The sequence below is a fragment of the Vibrio breoganii genome (assembly GCF_024346795.1).
GTDB classification, from domain to species: domain Bacteria; phylum Pseudomonadota; class Gammaproteobacteria; order Enterobacterales; family Vibrionaceae; genus Vibrio; species Vibrio breoganii.
In genome coordinates this window covers 616,097-636,530 of sequence record NZ_AP024864.1, presented here as the reverse complement: position 1 = coordinate 636,530, position 20,434 = coordinate 616,097, and the positions used below count along the sequence as shown (strand labels likewise).

The window sequence follows — 20,434 nt, the reverse complement described above, 5'->3', positions numbered from 1 at the left end:
TAATTTTCAATTATTGAGAACGAAAAAAGAGCCAGTGATTGCCTCACTAGCTCTTAGTATTAACACTCTGTTTTCGTTTACCGCTTAGGTATCTAACTGCATCTGCTTTTTCTTCTTCATCTTCATTGTCGAGTACACAGAGAAGACAGCTAACACAATAAAGGCCAAAGCAATCGGTCTTTCATACAGGAATGACCAAGAGTTATCGTACATCAGCAAGGCTTTACGCAGGTTGGTCTCCGCCATTGGACCAAGGATAATAGCGAGAAGTATTGGCGAAGATGGTATATCCATTTTGCCTAACACAAAGCCTAAAATACCAAAGGCAATCGCAATACCCACATCAAACATTGAGTTGTTAATCGCGTATGCGCCGACCACTGACAAGAATATGATGATAGGGATCATCAGCAACTTGGGCACCTCAATGATGCGACAGAAGAAGCGAATACCCACTAGGCCAACGATTAACATCACAATGTTAGCCACCAGCATTGAACTGAATACGCCGTACACCACCTCTGGATTCTGAGCGAACAACAGAGGACCAGGAGTTAGACCTTGAACAATCAGAGCGCCCAATAGTACTGCCGCTACCGCATCACCCGGAACACCTAGTGTAAGTAAAGGAACAAGAGAACCCCCTGTTACGCCGTTGTTACCCGCCTCTGCTGCGGCAAGGCCTCGTACAGAACCTTTACCAAATTCATCTGGATTCTTCGAAGAACGCTTCGCTTCGTTGTAACAAACAAATGCAGAGATGTCCGCGCCAGCGCCAGGAACAGAACCTATGGTTGTCCCCATCAGACCACTTTTAACTGCTGTAGGCATCATATCTTTAAGATCTTGTTTGCTCAGCAACTTGTGATCAAATTTAGCAACTTTAGCTTGCTTCTCTTTTAGGATTTTTTCAATCTGGTTGATCGCTTCAGACAGTGCAAATAGACCAATCAGAACAGGAATTACATTGATCCCGCTATACAGATCCATCACGCCAAAGGTAAAGCGAGGCACACTACTAATTGGGTCTAATCCCACTGTTGAGATCAACAGACCAATAGTACCCGCCAATAGGCCCTTCAAAATATTCTGCGCTGAAACACTGGCAATGATGGTTAGACCAAATAGAGCCAATGCAAAGTATTCTGGTGCATTAAATCGCAATGCGAAGTTTGCTAGCAGTGGAGCAATAGCGATCAAAACGATTGTACTGATCAACCCGCCCACAAACGAAGCGATTGCCGAGATACTCAGCGCTCTCGCCGCTTGGCCTTTGGCAGCCAGAGTATGCCCATCAAGCACCGTTGCGGCTGAGGCCGGAGTGCCTGGTGTTTTCAGCAAGATAGCGGCAATGGAACCACCATAGATACCACCGATGTAGACACCGATTAGCATAACCAGCGCCGCTGTTGGCTCCATGCCAAAGGTAAATGGCAGAAGAATGGCCACACCCATGGTGGCGGTCAGGCCCGGCAACGCACCGAGTACGATTCCGCCCACAACACCAAAGATTAAAATAGGTAAAACAGCTGGACTGAACGCGGTCAGTAAGCCATTCAATAGATGCTCAATCATACCGCCTCCTTAATAAAATAGACCTTCAGGAAGTGCTATGTAGAACACCTCACCGAATAGGTAATAAACGCCAAATACAAAGGTCCATGCCACTACGTAGTAGAGCGGCTTCTTAACCTTGAACAACACAAGATAAACTGTGAATGCAACGAGACTCGCTAACAAGTAGCCAATCACGCTAATCAATAATGCATATCCAATCAGGAATATGACACCGAATACGGCCATTTTTGAGAAAATAACTGACTGTATTTCAGTGTTAGTAGATTTGAGTTTGTGTTGCACTAATAAGGCAATACAAATAATGATTTGAGCAACCGCAATGGCTGTTGGGAAAAATTTCGCATCGACGCTCGCGTCTTGAAAGCGAGGTTCTGCAAACTGTCCAATAAGAACCAAAATAACTGCGCTTAGGGCAATGATTAGGGATGGGAAGACAACATTTCTATTAATCATAATGCTACCCTTTAAAGCTAAACTTCAAAGAAGGAGGGAGCCCTAGCAAGAGCTCCCAGGTGGAAATTAGTTGATTAGAGCACCAAGGTTTTTAGTGTCTTGCTCAACAAAAGTAGTGAACTCTTCTGCATTCATGTTGTGGATAGTCATCGCACCTTTCTCCATGAATTCTTTGAATTCAGCAGATGCCATAGCTTCGTCGAATGCTTTACCTAGAGTTTCGATAACTTCATCTGGAGTGTTTTTCGGAGCACCGATACCACGCCATGTACCCGTTACAACGTCAATGCCTTGCTCTTTTAGAGTAGGTACATCAGGGATGAACGAAATACGCTCTTCAGACATCACACCTAGTGCTTTAAGTTGACCAGAACGCAGCTGAGCAATAGCTTCACCTGGAGTAACCATAGTTACGTCAGTGTGCTTACCTAGTACTGCAGGAATTGCTTCTGATGCACCGTTGTATGGGATAGCGTTTAGCTTGATACCTTGGTCTTTTTCAAGAGCCATTAGGTAGAAGTTTGGCGCTGCTGTAGACGCAAATTTAACCACACCGTCGCCTTTCTTCGCTTCTGCGATAAGGTCGTTGATTGTGTTGTATGGGCTGTCTGCAGAAACTAGGACTACTGCTGGATCAAGGTTAACCATGCGGATAAGTTTAAAGTCGCTAGCATCGTGTTGCATTAGACCCATTTGAGGTAGAGATGCAATCTCACGAGTGACCACTGTTAGTGTGTAACCATCAGCACGTTGCTGAGCACCAAAGCTCATACCCACTGCACCAGCACCACCTGTGCGGTTCATTACCGCAATGTTTTGACCAAGAATGTCTTTTGCAGAGTTAGCCAGTGTACGACCAACCGCATCAGTACCACCACCCGCACCAAAAGGTACAACTAAACGGATATTTTTGCTTGGGTAGTCCGCTGCAACAGCCGTTGCAGATACCATGATGCCTGCGGCAACAAGAAGGGATTTAAGAAGTTTGCTCATGTTAATTCCTTTTGTGTCAGTTTTATTAGTTTCTAGTTGTTTGTGTAGGGTTACTTACTTTGTTGTTCTGGTACTCGGCCATGCACAACTGTTCAATTGCTACTGCAATCCAGCCACTGATTAGCATGTCGTACCATTGTTCAACACCACTGCAGCCAACCACTACGTCTCCATAAACAAATGAGCCATAGAAAAGCAGATCATCTTCGTTTAGTGACGCTGTATGTAGTGTTTGATTGGTGATATTTGCACGTGTATTGCGCCATGCTTGCTTGGCTTTTTTGCGTGCAAATTCATCAAAAGGGATAGTCCACTGCTCTGGATTACCTAGGGAGCTTTCAACCAAAATCGCTTCTTCGAATGATGTTTCCCAAGGCTTAACGCGTGGGTCCATGACAACGATATGAAGCTCTTTGCGATTGGTTCTTTCAAACAATCTTTCAATTGCGGGTGTTACTAATTCGATAGCATCCTTTGCTATTTCTGCATGACTTTTCATTGCCTAACCTCTGCTATAGACATTCACCTCATCGATGTATTTAACTATATTGTATGACATGAAAAACTGGCATGTGCGACGCGGTCAAATGATAACTAGATCACTTGCCCCTCTCTAAAAGGGTCTAGGAGATCGAGTTTTTAAGGGTTTTAGCGGTTTTTTATATGACACTGGTCACACAGGGAATTTTAGAAAAAGTGTGATGGGTAAGACGTTTGTGGGACTGGTGTGAGCAGACGAAAGTGTATTTTTGCCAGTATCAGATCGAAAATGGAGTATTAAATGATTAAAAATGGAAGAATGTGTACTTAAAAGCCAGTCAGTGACTGGCTTAATCTTTACACAATTATGCAGTTTTTACTTTGTACTTGGCCTTCATTCTCAATGCCACATTAACCAAAGCGATCAATACCGGCACTTCAATCAGAGGCCCAATCACACCAGCAAACGCCTGATCTGAGTTAATACCAAATACTGCAATTGAAACCGCAATCGCCAATTCAAAGTTATTGCCTGTAGCTGTGTAGGCAATAGAGGCATTCTTATCATACGGAATCCCCAATCGTTTACCGACAAAGAAGCTTACAAAGAACATCAATACAAAGTAGATAGCCAAAGGTATAGCAACGCGCACTACGTCCATTGGGAGCTCTAGAATCATTTCACCTTTAAGGCTAAACATCAGCACTATCGTAGCCAACAGAGCGATTAGCGTTATCGGCGAGATGCGAGGGATATAAACCTCGTTGTACCACTGCTCTCCCTTTGCTGAAACCAACAGTTTACGGCCTAGAAAACCCGCTAAGAATGGAATACCAAGATAGATGAATACGCTCTGTGCAATATCAGCCATAGAGATATCCACGACCATTCCCGTATAACCAAATATTGGTGGTAACACGGTAATAAATAACCAAGCCATGAAGCTATAAGTCACGATTTGGAAGGCACTGTTTAGGGCGACCAACGCCGCTCCGTATTCTTTGTTACCGCCGCCAATATCATTCCACACTAGAACCATTGCAATACAACGGGCTAAACCGATAAGAATAATACCGACCATGTAGCCAGGGTGATCACCCAAGAATGTCAAAGCCAGTACAAACATCAAGATCGGACCGACAATCCAGTTCATGACCAAAGAAAGCTTAATCGCTTGCTTATCTTGCGCTACTTTTCCAAGCAGGCTGTAGTCTACCTTAGCTAAAGGCGGATACATCATTAAGATCAGACCGATAGCCAAGGGGATGTTGGTGCTGCCCACTGACATCGCTTCATTAAGATCAGCCACCTCTGGATATACGGCGCCAATACCAACCCCAACCGCCATGGCCAAGAATATCCATAGGGTTAGGTATCTATCGAGAAAGCTCATCTTTGGTGAGGCGCTCGCTGCTGCTGTTGTCATCTGTGTATCTCTTTCGTTTATCGTCGAATGACGATTATTATAATTAAAAAATAGTGTCTACTGAATCATTAGCTGCTTCATTTCACTAAAACAAACTATCAAAAAGTTCTTTCACTCTATGCATGGCTTGCGTCTCTATTCGATAGCAAACCTTAGGTGGCTTAGGCTCACTTCGAACCAACCCCGCCTGACGCAGAATTCGCAGATGCTCTGATACTGTAGATTGAGCTAAACCTAATTGCCCAACTAAATCCCCATTCAGGCAGCCGCCCTTTGTTTCGAGCTCGAACAATACCTTTAGGATTCGGACTCGAGCAGGATGAGCAATGGCCTTTGCTAAAGTCGCGAGTTCTTGTTCTCGCTTTGCATCCTCGTCTGAGATAACAGGTGCGATGCACTCTTGAGTCTGGCAACTGGTCATAATTATATTTCGACAATCGTAGAATGACGATTAATATACCGTTCCGGATTACATTCTGCAACTGAATATTTTCGATGCATTTTGAAAGAGAAATCGTCGCTATTAGATGAAAAGATAAGCAAACGTTTACATTTATTAATATTTCCGCAGTGAATACTTATTGAACTAAGTCATTTTAAGGAGCAAAATCAAAGTATCAAAAAAACTGATACTTATTTTTCATTTCTGAGGGTTGCATGTTCAAGTTTTCTCTAAAGCAAATCGCTGTATTCGACGCCGTTGCAAGCCATGAAAGTGTCAGTGCTGCCGCCAAGAAGCTCTCTATGACCCAATCAGCGGTCAGTATGTCTCTGTCTCAACTAGAGTCTGTCTTAGACCGCCCACTGTTCAACCGCCAGGGCAATAGATTAGTGCTAAGTCATTGGGGGCATTGGCTAAGACCAAGAGCCAAGCGCTTACTTCAAGACGCGAGACAGATTGAGTTTGGCCTTCATGAGCAGCACCTTATTAGTGGTAATTTAACTCTTTGCACTAGTCAAACTGCAGCAAAACACTTAGTTCCTGCTCTTATCAGCAAAATTGATAACGACTTCCCTGAAATGCGCATTGATTTGATGGTCGAAAATACAGAAAACGTGATCGATGCACTGCTCAACTATGACTGTGACTTAGGTATTATCGAAGGAAGAAACACGGATAGCCGTCTACAACAAGAACATTGGCTTGACGACGATTTAGTAGTGATTGCCTCACCTAATCATCCGTTTGCTCAATATAAACAAGTGACTCTTGCTCAGTTAGAACAAGCGAAATGGGTATTACGAGAGCCTGGTGCCGGTACTCGCCGCATCTTCGATGGCGCTGTTCATGGCCTTATCGACAATATTAAGGTGTGGAAAGAGTACGAGAGTATTCGAGTGATTAAATCACTGGTTGCTAACGGTAGCTACTTGGGTTGCGTACCTTATCTAGATATATTGCCTGAGCTTGAAAGCAATCAATTGGTAGTACTACCAACACCACAACTTAACATGCAGCGTGAGATATCGTTTATTTGGCGTAATGACAGTGGCGAATCACCACTTAGAGAATGTTTACTGTCTGAGGCGAGAAGATTGACCAGAGGAAGATCTTTCAAGCCACGCAAGGATTAACTCCCTGCGTGACCCAAAAACTTAGTTGTGCTTTTTTAAAAAGGGCTACACCTGCCCTATTTGCTGTCGCTTAGCATTAAGCGACAGACAGGTCCTTCTCTTTTTGCTGCTGTGGCTGATTAAAGTTAGCCACCCACTGTGCAATCGCATCGCGATTCAAAAGACCTACATACTGACCATTAAATACCACAGGGTAAGCACTTGGCATTTTGCTTGCCGCTTTCGCTAGGCGTTCGCTGAATGACAATGCCTCACCACCTATGAAGAAACCGCCTTGATTGACTGGGTATAGAGTGTCTTGGTCAACAATCATTGGCTCAAGCGCTGTCAGAATGCTTTGCTCTGGAGTAAGAGTGCATACTGGAGTCTGCATGAAGTCTTTTACTACCATGACCGCATTCACGTCAAAGTCCTGACCCCACATTGCTCGAAGAAGATCCTGCTGAGAGATAAAGCCTTGAACTTGATGATCTTCGCTTAATACTGCAGCGCCTGCTTGATTGTTATCAATCAATAGCTTAAGTGCTGAATGACAGTTCAAATCTTCTGAGAAAGTGATTTGGTTGTCTGAGGCTAGGTCTGCAACTCGTAAACGTTTCATTTGTTCTAACATGGCATGCTCCAATGAATTTAATGATGAAAATTGAATATCTGAATTTTTGATTGGGTAGATTGATGGTGATGCGCTCTGCTTTGGTTCAATGCTCCAATAAGCAAGCCCCACCAATACCGCGCCGCCAAAAATGTTTCCAAGGGTCACTGGAATAAGGTTCGCAGTGATAAATTGTTTAATATTGAGTAGTTCTAGATGAATACCAGCTTCTGCTGCTGCACTTAGCATATGAGCATCGGCGCTCGCCTTAATGGCGATACCTAGAGGCACCATAAACATGTTTGCAATGCTGTGTTCGAAGCCTGAGCTAACAAACATCGCCACTGGTAGCAGTACTAAAAAAGCCTTACTTGCACTTTCTTTACTGCTAAAACTCATCCAAATACCTAGACAAACCAATAGGTTACACATAACACCTAGAGAGAATGCCTGCCACCATGAGTGCTCTAGCTTATGCGCAGAGATACTCAAGGCGTTTAGCCCCCAATTGCCATGGTCAAGAATGTGCATCTTTGCCATCATAATGAAAGCAAGGGTCAGCATGGCTCCAGCAAAGTTACCTGCATACACACGAGCCCAACATCCAAGTAACTGCTTAGTAGTGACTCGTTTTTGAGCCCAAGCAACCGAGCTAAGCACGGTACTCGTAAACAGTTCCCCTCCACATACAACCACCAGCATTAAGCCAAGGCTAAAAGCGAGACCACCAATAAAGCGGGTCACACCCCAACCGTTTTCGTATGAGCCTGTAGTCACAGTGATATAGAAGACAAAGGCTAGAGCTATAAAAGCACCAGCAAACATCGCCAATACAAATGACTGTTTAAAAGGTTTCAATACTTTCTGGTGCCCATAGTCTGCCGCTTGCATGGTGAGACTTGGCTTCGCCTTTGACGAGCTGCTATCTACCAATTCAGGGCGTGGGCGTTTTAACGGCATGATTTCCTCCTTATCTGAGAATGACCTCAGTAGTCATCCGTTGTTATTAACTGCTTTCCGTTGAAAGCCCATTCAGATTAAGAGAAGTGAGGAAGAAAAAATATCTAGTTGTTTTGAAGCTGATAGTGAGGAATATTGATAATTGCAATAAGGTGCAGATCAACCTCTTGCTCACGGCAATTATGAGCAAGAGATTGAATATGGGTATAAGGGGAAGTGGGGTTCCTAGGAACTAGGAACTAGGAACTAGGAACTAGGAACTAGGAACTAGGAACTAGGAACTAGGAACTAGGAACTAGGAACTAGGAACTAGGAACTATTTTAACGTATGGAAGCCAGAGTAGATGCGGGTTGCGGTAGTGAACCAGCACATGGCGCCAAATATATATGCAAGCTCTGCAAAGTAGTTGGGCAATAGGCACATCAGGATAAAACAGCTTATGGTCTCAGTGCCTTCGGTTAAGCCACTCATATAGTACAAAGACTTATGCTTATACACAGGGTTATCTATGCCTCGCTTTCCTGCCATTACAGCAAACGCCAGAAAGCTACTTCCCGTGCCGATGAATGAGAAGATCAAGAATGCACCTGCGATGGCGTTCGCTTCTGGGTTGGCGAGTACAAAGGCAAACGGCACCATGGAGTAGAATAAAAAGTCGAGACTAATATCCAAAAAGCCACCGGCATCAGTGATCCCCTGCCTTCTGGCAAGTGCGCCATCTAAGCCATCACAAATCCTGTTTAGCAGTATCAATAAGAGTGCTGTTGTATATTGCTCAAATACCAATAACGGCAAAGCAAAACAACCGATAATAAAACCGAATAGGGTCGTTTGATTGGCAGTGATACCCAGGCTGTCTAAAACTCTCGCCCCTTGCGCTAAGGGCCAGCGGATAACCTTGATGCTAAAACTATCAAGCATGGCTCGTCTCCCAAGGCCAATTTAACACGCGACTATTATCAGGGATGTCTTGTTCATCATGAGTCACCATAAGCGCAGGGACATTGGCGACCTTTAACTGCTCGAATACCCAGTCACGAAACTGTGAGCGCAGTTGCTTATCAAGTTTACTGAAGGGTTCATCCAATAACGCTACCTCAGGTTGCGCCAATAGCATTCTGGTTAGGCTCACCCTCGCCCTCTGTCCTCCTGATATCTGCTCAGGGTAGGAATAGGCCAGTTGACTCAAGGATATTTGCTCAAGCGCCTCAATCGCCTGTTGTTTTCTGTGCTCGCCTTTTACTGTGTTAGGGAGCGCAAAGGCTAAGTTCTCCCAGATATTAAGGTGTGGAAACAACAAATCGTCTTGAAACAGTATCCCTACCTTGCGCTGATGTGCAGGCACTGAGTCCAACGGGCGTTCGTTGAGCACCACCTCTCCCTGATAAGAAAACTCTTCTGATAGATGGCCTGCGATAACATCCAATAAGGTCGACTTTCCACATCCGCTAGGTCCCATCAAAGACACGACTTCACCAGAATCGATAGTCATATTCAAACTATCAAACAACACACTGCCATCCAGTTTACGAACTGTGAGATTTTTTAGACACAGACTCATTCGACTGCAACCCCTTGAATTTGCTACGACGATATCGAACTTGCATTCGACTGCCCAATATCGCGATAAAGAAAAAGATTAATGGTAACAGCGCTTGCCACAAGGCATAGATGGCCGTTACTCGGCGGTCAAAGCCACTGGATAAAGCCACCGCTTCAGTCGTCAGTGTTGAGATACGCCCTGCCCCTAAGATTAGGGTGGGTAAGTATTGAGATAGACTGACACTGATGCCAATTGCCCAAGCAAACAAGATAGCAGGAAACACCTGAGGTAATTTCACCTTTAGAAACACCGATAATGGCGTTTTTCCTAGGCTCAGTGCGACGCGAGTCATCGCTTCATTGTAACTGCGCCACGGGCCATCAAGAGAAAGGTAGACAAACGGGAACGCAAAAAACATATGCGCCCAGCACACCCACAACCAATGGGCATTTCCACCGATAAACAAGGTGGTTATCTGCAATCCAAACAAGATAGAGAGTTGCGGGATTAACATAGGAATAGCGATGACATAACCCGGAACCTGCCAGCGATGTCGAATGCGGTATTCGTGAGCTATTAACGCTAGAACAACCGCAACCGTTCCAGAGACCAGCGCCAGGCTTAGACTTTGCTCAATGGTGCTGACTATACCTGACCATTCATACTCCCAAAATCGAGCAGAATAGCGGCTAGGAGCAATATCAGGAAAGCGCCAGCGCTGGGCAAAGCTCCACACTAGCATCAGGGGAAGCATGGCGCCGGTAAGTAGAATCATTCCACTAAATAGCCCTCTCCCCGGAAGCATGACGCCACGTCGCCCAGAGATTTGCCAACCTCGAAAGCCCTTAGTCACTAACCATTCAACTGTTCGAGCAAAGGCAATGATCAACGTCGCTATGATAAATAGCACAATAGCCCCAGCCGATGCTCTTGGCAGTAACGTAAGATCAGGGTCGTTAAACCACTGCCAGACCAGTACGGCAAAGGTCGGCGGATTGGTTGGCCCCACAATCAATGCCACGTCCACCACCGATAAGCTATAAGCCAATACCGCCAGCATAGGAAAGCGCAGTTTTACCAACCATTGTACAAACAAAGACTTCCACCAAGCATGTGCACGGCTGTAGCCCATGGAGGCCGTGATCTTCTCTGTCTTATCAATGTTCAATTGTTTGAGGATGGGAATACTCATCAATAGCAAAAAAGGCACTTCCTTAATGGCTAGCATGATGATTAATCCCAGCGCGTAGGGATCATGAATGAGCAAGGCAAGCTCATGTCCTGTGGACTGATTAAGATCGTAGCCAAACAGAGCATGAATAAGGCGAACACCTAAGCCTGTGGGGTCGAACAAAAAGGCAAAGCCAATGGCAAACGCCACATGAGGAATAGAAAGCAGAGGTGATAGGGAAAGCTCTATCTTCTGCCACCAGCGGGTGTTCCAACAACGTTGCAAAATGGCAAAGGCCAATACGCAGGCTAGGTAACTACTGACAATGGCAGAGAATAGGGTTAAGCCGATAGATTGCCAAACACCATTCCAAGCAAATACTTGCTTAAAGCCAGTGAAAGAGAGTGAGTCCATCCCCAGTGGGGGAATGTAGCTAAGTGAAGACGAAACAACACCTAGCACTCCCGGAACGGTTGGCAATACGCACAAGACTACAACCAGTGCGTAGAGAAGACGAAGCATATACCGTTATTGCCCGTAACGCTTAAGCCATTCTTTCTCAATCAAGACTTGCCAGCTTGGATGAGGCTCATCGATGGCTTCAAACTGCTCAGAGGCTTGCGCGCTTCCCTTCAGGTATTTATGTTCAAGAACAGAAGGGTCTCCCCACACGGCTAAGTCGCCTTTGTGAGATTGTGCTTCAGGGCTAAGTAAAAAGTTGATAGCGACGAGCGCTCCCTCTTTCGCTGTGGCATTCCAAGGAATAGCTAGGAAATGAATATTTGATAGAGCACCGGCATTCATCGCATAGGGCTTAGTACTGTATTCAAGATTTCCAGCCGCTTGCGCGGAATAAACTGCGTTGGGATTAAACGTCACCGCAAGATCCAGTTGCCCGTCATCAAGTAAGCGAATCATCTCAGCAGTGCCGGCAGGGAACTGCTTACCGCTTCTCCAGGCCACACTATGAAACTCGTCGAGATAAGCCCAAAGCAATGAACTGAGTCGAGCAAAATCTTCTTCCGTTGCAGGTTTAGACAGTGCAGGGTCATTATTTGAAAGCTCTATAAGCAGCGCTTTTAGGAAGCTAGTGCCATGAAACTCGGGTGGCTTAGGATAGCTCAAGCGATTTGGATTTTGTTTAGCGTAGCGGAGCATTTCGGCAAATGAAGCAGGAGGCGTTGCAAGCAACTCTTCATCGTAAATAAAGACCAACTGCCCTACTCCCCACGGCGCTTCCAACCCTTCTGTTGGCTCCGAAAAATCCACCGCTACGGGCAAGGTTTTATCAACATATTGCCAATTAGGTAGCGATTCGGTGAAAGGGCCAAACAACAGCTGGTTCTCTTTCATAGATTTGAAGTTTTCGCCATTGATCCACACCAGATCGATGCTTCCACCCTCACTTTTACCAACGGCTTTTTCTGCAATCAGACGAGGGGTACTTTCTGCGATATCAGTGACCTTAACGTGCTGCAGGGTGACATCATATTGCTGCTGCAACTGCTTATTCGCCCATTGGATATAGCGGTTGATTTCTTGACTGCCGCCCCAAGCATGAAAATAGACGGTTTGTCCCTCAGCCTTTTTTTCCACTTCTTTCCAATCAAGTTCTTTCGCACCCACCCCAAACGCGGTACAAAGCGTTAGGACTGCCGTGAGTATTTTCTTCATAATATTGTCCGTTATTTTCCGTGGCTGATGCCTTAAACGAGTGATTCCATGTAACACCTAGTTTTATGCCTAGGGCTTAATAGTAATACGCCAGCGCCGCTAAACGTAAACAATTGTTGCATCCTATAACAAAGGCTGTGAATCTAAACGTTAAAGTAACATTTATCCCCCACAAAGACCTGACATCGACCGAGTTTCTTTCATGGTTTCTCTAAAGACAAATTTGAGCGCTTATTTTTCAGACAGGCATAAAAAAGGGCAGCAAGTGCTGCCCTACCAAACCTTATCAGGACGGATCAAGGTTACCCATTACCACATAAGGTCATCTGGCACGACGAAGTCCTTATAAGGGTCATCTTCATCAGGCGTTTCTTCTTCAGGTTTCTGAGTTTCAACAATCGCCTCTGGTACTCGAGTCGCAATCTTCTCTGCCACAATGGTAGGAATAACCGCATAGCTCTCGCCATCGCGAGCAATACTCAAGATACCTTTGATAAGCTGAGTACGAGAAAGTTCGTCAACATAAACAGACTTCACCAATGTACCATCGGTAAAGTTGTATTTGATCTCGCCCTTGGAGGTGTCGATACGGTTCATCTCGATAAGTTGTTTTACTTGCGCTTTAAGCTCTTTAGCCAATCGCTGCTGTTCACGCTCTTGGTTGATTTGTTTATCACGTTCTTGCTGCGCGGCTCGGTTTTCTTCTGCGGCTGCTTTTGCTTCGCGTGCTTGCACGCGAGATTTCTTAGCGCCTTTCTTTGCTTTCTTTAGCTTCTTTTCGTTTACCAAGCCAGCTTTCAGCATTTGCTCTTGAAGGGTCAGTTTTGCCATCTGTAATTCTTCTATCTATCGATTATTCTGATTAGGACTATTTTCGCATGCCTCGGGCCATTTTTCCTAATTTTTGGGTCACATAAAAAAAGCCCGCTAGCTAGGCTTGCGGGCTCAAGTAACTCTAATTCATGCTAGCGAGGAATTATTCCCACTCGATAGTTGCAGGCGGCTTACCTGAGATATCGTAAACTACGCGAGAAATACCATCGATTTCGTTGATAATACGGTTTGAAACCTTACCTAGGAAGTCGTATGGCAGGTGTGCCCAATGCGCAGTCATGAAGTCAATTGTTTCTACTGCACGCAGAGAAACAACCCAGTCGTATTTACGACCATCGCCCATTACGCCTACAGAGCGAACTGGCAAGAATACCGTAAATGCTTGAGATACCTTGTGGTAAAGGTCTGCGTTGTGTAGCTCTTCAATAAAGATAGCGTCAGCACGGCGTAACAAGTCACAGTACTCTTTCTTCACTTCACCAAGAACACGAACACCTAGGCCAGGTCCTGGGAATGGGTGACGATAAAGCATGTTGTATGGAAGACCAAGCTCTAGGCCTATCTTACGTACTTCATCTTTAAAGAGTTCACGCAATGGCTCAACCAAGCCCATTTCCATGTCATCAGGAAGACCCCCCACATTGTGGTGAGATTTGATGACGTGTGCTTTACCGGTTTTAGAAGCCGCAGATTCGATAACATCAGGGTAGATAGTGCCTTGCGCAAGCCATCTTGCATTCTCAAGTTTCTTAGACTCTTCATCGAATACATCAACAAAAACGTGACCAATGGTCTTACGCTTCTCTTCTGGATCAGACTTGCCCTCAAGTGCACTCAGGAAGCGCTCTTCTGCTTCTACCTTGATAATGTTTAGTCCGAAATGGTCACCAAACATATCCATCACTTGCTCGCCTTCATTGAGACGCAACAGGCCGTTATCTACGAATACACACGTTAGCTTGTCGCCAATTGCGCGGTGAACCAGCATAGCCACAACCGATGAATCAACACCACCAGATAGGCCAAGGATCACTTCGTCATCACCCACCTGCTCTTTAATACGAGCAATAGCGTCGTCAATGATAGACTGAGACGTCCAAAGTTTTTCACAACCACAGATGTTGATAACGAAGTTTTCTAGCATACGTGCGCCTTGGCGAGTGTGCGTTACTTCTGGGTGGAATTGAACACCGTAGTATTTCTTCTCTTCGTTCGCCATAGCCGCGAACGGACAAGTATCTGTTACAGCGATCTTAGTGAAGTCAGATGGGATTTCGACAACCTTGTCACCGTGACTCATCCATACATCTAGAAGGGCATTGCCATCTTCAGCGATTGCATCTTCGATGTTATTAAATAGAGTTGACTCTTCTACCACTTCTACTTGAGCGTAACCAAATTCACGCTCATCAGAACCAGCAACTTTACCACCCAACTGTTCAGCCATAGTCTGCATGCCGTAACACACACCTAGAACTGGAACACCTGAGTCAAAAACGTATTGTGGAGCACGCGGAGAATTTTCTTCTGTCACACTCTCTGGGCCACCAGAAAGAATGATGCCGTCTGGGTTGAATTCACGGATATCCGATTCTTCTACATCCCAACTCCAAAGCTCACAGTAAACACCAATTTCACGAACGCGACGCGCAACAAGTTGAGTGTACTGAGAACCAAAATCAAGGATCAAAATACGCTGGTCATGGATATTCTTAGTCATTTAGAAATCTCAATAGTATTAGATGGATGGAGGCAAATGGCCTCCAAAACTTTAAATAAATTATTACCCTACGATATCGAGGGATTAGGTGATTTTAGCTAAGTTGAGTGAGTTTTTAGCAAGGAGAAAGCGCGCAGTTTACAAAAGTAAATGAGCACTTTCGACGCAGCTAAAATCTCAATCAACGACGCAAAAATTAACCTAAGCGGTAGTTTGGAGCTTCCTTGGTGATCTGAACGTCGTGAACGTGAGATTCATTTAGACCAGCACCAGAAATACGAACAAACTCAGCTTTAGTACGCATGTCTTCAATCGTTGCAGAACCTGTTAGGCCCATGCTCGAGCGTAGACCGCCCATTTGCTGATGAACGATCTCTTTTAGGCGACCTTTATACGCGATACGACCTTCGATGCCTTCAGGAACAAGCTTGTCTGCAGCATTATCAGTTTGGAAGTAACGGTCAGATGAACCTTGCGACATAGCGCCAAGAGAACCCATACCGCGGTACGACTTGTAAGAACGACCTTGGTATAGAATAACCTCACCCGGAGCTTCTTCAGTACCCGCAAACATAGAACCAACCATCACACATGATGCGCCAGCTACGATAGCTTTACAGATATCACCAGAGAAACGAATGCCGCCGTCAGCGATAACAGGGATGTCGAATTCACCTGCCACTTCTGCTGCATCTGCTATAGCCGTAACTTGAGGAACGCCTACACCAGTAACGATACGAGTGGTACAGATAGAACCAGGGCCGATACCTACTTTCACTGCGCTTACGCCAGCTTCGATAAGAGCGCGAGCACCAGCACCCGTAGCAACGTTACCACCAATGATCTCTAGATCTGGGTGTGCTGCGCGAGTTTCACGGATGCGGCTTAGTACGCCTTCAGAGTGACCGTGTGAAGAGTCAATAAGTAGAACATCAACGCCCGCTTCAACAAGAGCGGCAACGCGCTCTTCGTTGCCAGCGCCTGCGCCAACTGCAGCACCAACACGGAGACGACCACGTTCGTCTTTACATGCATTAGGTTTGCGCTCAGCTTTATGGAAATCTTTTGCTGTGATCATGCCGCGCAGTTTGAAGTCGTTATTTACAACAAGAACTTTTTCAACGCGAGCTTCATGCATCTTCTCTTGAACTTCTTCAGGAGATGCACCTTCTTTAACAGCGGCTAGGTTTTCTTTTGGCGTCATTACTGCTGAAACAATTTTGCTCATATCAGTAACAAAACGAATATCACGGCCAGTGATGATACCCACTAACTCTTGATTATCAGCAACAACAGGGAATCCGGCAAAGCCATGCTTTTCAGTTAGCTTGAGCACTTCTTCGATGGTTTGCTCAGGACGAACCGTCACAGGATCAGAAACGATACCAGCTTCGTAGATCTTAACCTGACGAACCATCTCAGCTTGCTGCTCGATAGACATGTTCTTGTGAATAAAACCAATACCGCCTTCTTGAGCTAATGCGATAGCCAAGCGAGCTTCTGTAACTGTATCCATAGATGCAGAAATCATTGGGATATTAAGGTCGATATTCTTCGTCAAGCGGGTGCGAAGATCCGCTGTATTTGGGAGAACGGTGGAGTGTGCTGGAACCAGTAGGACGTCGTCGAAGGTCAGCGCTTCTTTGGCAATACGTAACATTTGCAATATCTCACAACATAGATGTTTAAAGTAAGGACCCAACGATTTACAAGGTTTTGTAAACTGAGTTGGATTGATATTGCGGACGGATTATACGCAGAGCGCAATCGTTTGGCTATACATTTTTTGGAATTAAATTTGCGCTTTACCCCTTGCTGTGTATTATATTGGCGCTATCCTCCATACTCACGTCTGACGAGCGCCATTTTGCCTTCCCCGCAATCTAGCAACATCTTTACTGTTTCACGCCTTAATGCCGAAGTCCGCTTACTCCTTGAGAATGAAATGGGCGTCGTTTGGTTAATTGGCGAAGTCTCAAATTTCTCAGCTCCTGTCTCCGGCCACTGGTACCTGACACTCAAAGATTCACGTGCTCAAGTCAAATGCGCAATGTTCAGAGGCAATAATCGCCGAGTGACCTTCCGTCCTGAAAACGGTAAGCAAGTGCTGGTGAAAGCAAGGCTTTCTCTGTACGAACCTCGTGGCGATTATCAGTTGATCATTGAATCAATGCAGCCTGAAGGCGATGGACGACTACAGCAGCAGTTCGAACAATTAAAGATGCAACTGGCCGCCGAAGGGTTGTTTGCCCAATCAAATAAGCTCACCATACCTGAGCACCCAAAGCACGTTGGTGTAATTACCTCTGCAACGGGCGCTGCCCTACATGACATTCTGCAAGTACTTAAGCGACGCGACCCTAGCCTTCCTGTCATCATCTACCCGACTATGGTGCAAGGTGATGCAGCAGCGATTAGCATTGCTCAAGCGATTGGACTCGCCAACGAGCGTAACGAATGTGATGTATTGATTGTTGGACGCGGTGGCGGTTCACTGGAAGATCTTTGGTGTTTCAATAATGAAATCGTGGCTCGAACCATTGCTTCTAGCCAGATCCCTATTATTAGTGCCGTAGGGCATGAAGTGGATGTCACTATTGCCGATTTCGTGGCTGACCTGCGTGCCGCCACGCCATCCGCTGCAGCCGAATTAGTAAGCCGAGATCAAAGCTTCAAACTGCAAGGCATTCTAGCGAAGCAAAAACAGCTGATGAATGCCATGAATCGCTATATTAGCCAACAGCAGCAGCAAGTCTTGATCCAGCAACATCGGCTTGAGAAGCTTCATCCAAAGCATCAACTGCAAAAGCAAAGCCAGCAGTTAGATGAAAAAGAAGCTCAGTTAAAGCGAGCCATGCTTGATCAAATAAGAACAGCTAAGCAACGCCTTGCTCGCTTGCAGATGCAACTAGAGATGCATGCTCCGGCAAATAAGATAGCGAAAAAGCAACAAACTCTCAGCCATTTACAGCAAAGGCTAAACAAGGCCATCGAAACTCAAGTGCGACAAGAAAGGCATCAGTTCGAGTTACTTACCGAAAAGCTAGATGCGGTTAGCCCACTAGCGACTATGCGCCGAGGTTATTCGATTTCAACTAAGCAAGGTAAGGTGGTCACTCAATCTCAGCAATTGAAAGCAGGTGACACCTTAGTGACACGCTTTGCCGACGGTGAGGTTTCCTCTAGCGTACAATACGTCAAGCCTTCTGAAGATTAATCGACTTTCTTAAACTCAAACCGAGCTCGAGACTTGCTCTTGAGCTCATTGCAGCTTGCATTACAAAAATAACTTTCCGCACCACAGGCTTGTAGCTTTTCCAACTCAGCATCACAATCAGGACAAAAGGCCAGCTTCTTATAGTGTGACTGGCAATCAGCGCAATAATACTGTCCATCCCAATCCAATTCTTTACTACACTCAGGGCAGATATTCTGTGACATAGAGAACCTCTCAACTCTCAAACATTAACTGATGCTAATGTATCATGAGATAGGGAGATGTTTCTATTATGAGCCTGTTTTATCAAAAGCATCTTCTTACAGCGTTTATGTGATCTTTGTTTGATCTTCTACTTTATTGGTCGTGATCAGCGATCTACCTAAAAAAGAACATTTATATAACCACACACCGAAAGCATAAGTTACATATGCTGTTTATGGATTTAAAGCAGGATATATCACCACACACATAAGCTCAAAGCCAAATATTAGAGAATAATAAAAAGATCATCTGAACAGAGAAATCCAAAAACAGCCAGGTTACGGGTATAAAAAAACCGCTTCAGTGACTGAAGCGGTTCTATTCAATGCTTGGCAGGTTACTTCTTGCTACGGCCTCGAAGCATCTCAGAAAGACGTTTCTTCTTACGCTCTTGTGAGATAGTCATCTTGCTAGTCTTACCCTCAAACGGGTTTTCACTGCTTTGGAACTGGATACGAATTGGCGTACCCATAATCTCCAACGAACGACGGTAGTAGTTCATTAGGTAGCGCTTGTAAGAAGCTGGTAGATCATTAACCTGGTTACCGTGAATAACCACGATTGGTGGGTTATAACCCCCTGCGTGCGCGTACTTAAGCTTAACGCGGCGACCACGCACCATAGGTGGTTGGTGATCATCCGTTGCCATCTTCATGATACGGGTAAGAACAGATGTACCTACACGAGTCGTCGCCGACTTATAGGCTTCTTGTACTGATTCAAATAGGTTACCCACGCCAGTGCCATGTAACGCAGAGATGAAGTGAATACGAGCAAAGTCAACAAAGCCTAAGCGACGATCCAGTTCTTTCTTAACGTGTTCTTTAACGTCAGTATCCAGTCCGTCCCACTTGTTAACCGCAATAACAATAGAGCGACCAGCATTGAGCGCAAAGCCTAATAGGCTTAGATCTTGATCTGAGATGTTCTCACGAGCATCAATCACTAATAGTACAACGTTGGCATCTTCTACCGCTTTTAGCGTCTTAACCACTGAGAATTTCTCAACGGTTTCATTGATACGTCTACGACGACGAACACCTGCAGTATCAATCAATACATATTCACGCTCATCACGCTGCATTGGAATATAGATAGAGTCACGAGTCGTTCCTGGCATATCATAAACGACGACGCGTTCTTCGCCCAAGATACGGTTGGTCAGCGTAGATTTACCTACGTTAGGACGACCAATGATCGCCAGTTTAATTGGCTGATCTTGTAGGCGCTTAAATTCTTCTTCCGCTTCTTCTTCTGTGTACTCTAGCTTCTCTTCTTCTTCATCTACGAAGTCAGTAAGGTCTTCAAGCTCAGCTTGTTCCTTCTGCAGTGCTTCAGCAAATGGGTTTAGAGCACGGTCAATCAGTGCGCTTACACCACGACCGTGTGCAGCAGCAATCTGGTACATGTTTTCAACGCCAAGTTTCCAGAAATCCGCACTTGCTGCATCGCCATCAATACCATCGACCTTGTTTACTACCAGCATTGCTGGCTTCTCAATACGACGTAGGTGTTGAGAGATAGCTTCATCAGAAGGCGTTAAACCCGCACGGCCATCAACCATAAACAGTACAACATCAGCTTCATCAATCGCTGCTAGCGACTGCTCGGCCATTTTGGTTTCCACACCCTCTTCCGTACCATCGATACCGCCGGTATCGATAACGATAAATTCATGCTCACCAAGCTTTGCTCGACCGTATTTTCTATCGCGTGTTAGACCTGGAAAGTCTGCAACTAGTGCATCGCGAGTACGAGTTAGGCGGTTGAATAGTGTGGATTTTCCTACGTTAGGACGCCCAACAAGCGCAACAACTGGAACCATAATGACCTCAAAATAAAAAGCGTTATGTAGTTATAGGTAAGAAAAGCGGTTAATCCCTGCTTACCTATAACTACACCAAAATTAATAACAAAACGGCTCTTAACTGTTTCCAGTCAAGAGCCAATTG

General features: G+C 45.3%; 18 protein-coding genes. 2 read left to right on the top strand and 16 right to left on the bottom strand.

Annotated elements, in window-relative coordinates; all coding sequences use genetic code 11:
• Positions 1 to 84: 84 nt before the first annotated feature.
• The 6 genes from OCU35_RS03035 to OCU35_RS03010 form a co-directional block, all read right to left on the bottom strand.
• Positions 85 to 1,575, bottom strand: a complete 1,491-nt coding sequence (locus OCU35_RS03035; protein ID WP_017028319.1) for a tripartite tricarboxylate transporter permease — start codon at positions 1,573 to 1,575, stop codon at positions 85 to 87.
• A gap of 9 nt (positions 1,576 to 1,584) precedes the next feature.
• A complete protein-coding gene (locus OCU35_RS03030; RefSeq protein WP_261825620.1) occupies positions 1,585 to 2,031 on the bottom strand; it encodes a tripartite tricarboxylate transporter TctB family protein in 447 nt (148 codons plus the stop codon).
• 66 nt (positions 2,032 to 2,097) lie between these two features.
• Complete coding sequence (locus tag OCU35_RS03025) at positions 2,098 to 3,024, bottom strand: tripartite tricarboxylate transporter substrate binding protein (RefSeq protein ID WP_017028321.1); 927 nt, start codon at positions 3,022 to 3,024, stop codon at positions 2,098 to 2,100.
• Positions 3,025 to 3,049: 25 nt separating this feature from the next.
• The gene (locus OCU35_RS03020; RefSeq protein ID WP_017028322.1) at positions 3,050 to 3,523 is read right to left on the bottom strand and encodes a hypothetical protein; all 474 of its coding nucleotides are present in this window, start codon (positions 3,521 to 3,523) and stop codon (positions 3,050 to 3,052) included.
• Between the two features lie 346 nt (positions 3,524 to 3,869).
• A complete protein-coding gene (gene arsB / locus OCU35_RS03015; RefSeq protein WP_017028323.1) occupies positions 3,870 to 4,931 on the bottom strand; it encodes an ACR3 family arsenite efflux transporter in 1,062 nt (353 codons plus the stop codon).
• Between the two features lie 85 nt (positions 4,932 to 5,016).
• Entirely contained in the window at positions 5,017 to 5,352 is a 336-nt protein-coding gene (locus OCU35_RS03010; protein WP_017028324.1) for an ArsR/SmtB family transcription factor, read from the bottom strand.
• A gap of 236 nt (positions 5,353 to 5,588) precedes the next feature.
• Here OCU35_RS03010 and OCU35_RS03005 point away from each other — a divergent pair, with 236 nt between their 5' ends.
• A complete protein-coding gene (locus OCU35_RS03005) occupies positions 5,589 to 6,506 on the top strand; it encodes a LysR family transcriptional regulator (RefSeq protein WP_017032724.1) in 918 nt (305 codons plus the stop codon).
• A gap of 76 nt (positions 6,507 to 6,582) precedes the next feature.
• Here the strand turns inward: OCU35_RS03005 and focA are convergent, their stop codons facing one another.
• The 8 genes from focA to guaB all read right to left on the bottom strand — a co-directional run bounded on the left by focA (position 6,583) and on the right by guaB (position 16,661).
• Entirely contained in the window at positions 6,583 to 8,058 is a 1,476-nt protein-coding gene (focA, locus tag OCU35_RS03000; protein ID WP_261825619.1) for a formate transporter FocA, read from the bottom strand.
• A gap of 316 nt (positions 8,059 to 8,374) precedes the next feature.
• Positions 8,375 to 8,980 carry a CDP-alcohol phosphatidyltransferase family protein gene (locus tag OCU35_RS02995; protein ID WP_017028327.1) on the bottom strand — a complete coding sequence of 202 codons (606 nt, stop codon included), beginning with the start codon at positions 8,978 to 8,980 and terminating at the stop codon, positions 8,375 to 8,377.
• Positions 8,973 to 9,620 (bottom strand): ATP-binding cassette domain-containing protein, encoded by a 648-nt coding sequence (locus tag OCU35_RS02990; RefSeq protein ID WP_017028328.1) that lies wholly within the window; start codon positions 9,618 to 9,620, stop codon positions 8,973 to 8,975. Before OCU35_RS02990 ends, OCU35_RS02995 begins: the two co-directional genes overlap by 8 nt.
• On the bottom strand, positions 9,586 to 11,295 hold the full coding sequence (locus OCU35_RS02985) for an ABC transporter permease (RefSeq protein WP_065598567.1): 1,710 nt from the start codon (positions 11,293 to 11,295) through the stop codon (positions 9,586 to 9,588). The genes OCU35_RS02990 and OCU35_RS02985 overlap by 35 nt, the downstream gene beginning before the upstream one ends.
• Positions 11,296 to 11,301: 6 nt before the next feature.
• Positions 11,302 to 12,447 carry an ABC transporter substrate-binding protein gene (locus tag OCU35_RS02980; protein ID WP_102329939.1) on the bottom strand — a complete coding sequence of 382 codons (1,146 nt, stop codon included), beginning with the start codon at positions 12,445 to 12,447 and terminating at the stop codon, positions 11,302 to 11,304.
• Between the two features lie 309 nt (positions 12,448 to 12,756).
• Entirely contained in the window at positions 12,757 to 13,278 is a 522-nt protein-coding gene (locus OCU35_RS02975) for a DUF2058 domain-containing protein (protein WP_017028331.1), read from the bottom strand.
• Positions 13,279 to 13,423: 145 nt separating this feature from the next.
• Positions 13,424 to 15,001: a glutamine-hydrolyzing GMP synthase gene (gene guaA, locus OCU35_RS02970; protein WP_261825618.1), complete on the bottom strand. Its 1,578-nt coding sequence runs from the start codon at positions 14,999 to 15,001 to the stop codon at positions 13,424 to 13,426.
• 196 nt (positions 15,002 to 15,197) lie between these two features.
• Positions 15,198 to 16,661 carry an IMP dehydrogenase gene (guaB, locus tag OCU35_RS02965; RefSeq protein ID WP_017028333.1) on the bottom strand — a complete coding sequence of 488 codons (1,464 nt, stop codon included), beginning with the start codon at positions 16,659 to 16,661 and terminating at the stop codon, positions 15,198 to 15,200.
• Positions 16,662 to 16,682: 21 nt separating this feature from the next.
• Between guaB and xseA the strand changes: the two genes are divergently transcribed.
• On the top strand, positions 16,683 to 18,218 hold the full coding sequence (xseA, locus tag OCU35_RS02960; RefSeq protein WP_390625326.1) for an exodeoxyribonuclease VII large subunit: 1,536 nt from the start codon (positions 16,683 to 16,685) through the stop codon (positions 18,216 to 18,218).
• Here xseA and OCU35_RS02955 read toward each other — a convergent pair.
• The gene (locus tag OCU35_RS02955) at positions 18,215 to 18,442 is read right to left on the bottom strand and encodes a zinc ribbon domain-containing protein (protein ID WP_017032730.1); all 228 of its coding nucleotides are present in this window, start codon (positions 18,440 to 18,442) and stop codon (positions 18,215 to 18,217) included. The genes xseA and OCU35_RS02955 overlap by 4 nt on opposite strands.
• A gap of 377 nt (positions 18,443 to 18,819) precedes the next feature.
• Positions 18,820 to 20,307 carry a ribosome biogenesis GTPase Der gene (der, locus tag OCU35_RS02950; protein ID WP_017028336.1) on the bottom strand — a complete coding sequence of 496 codons (1,488 nt, stop codon included), beginning with the start codon at positions 20,305 to 20,307 and terminating at the stop codon, positions 18,820 to 18,822.
• Between the last annotated feature and the right edge of the window lie 127 nt (positions 20,308 to 20,434).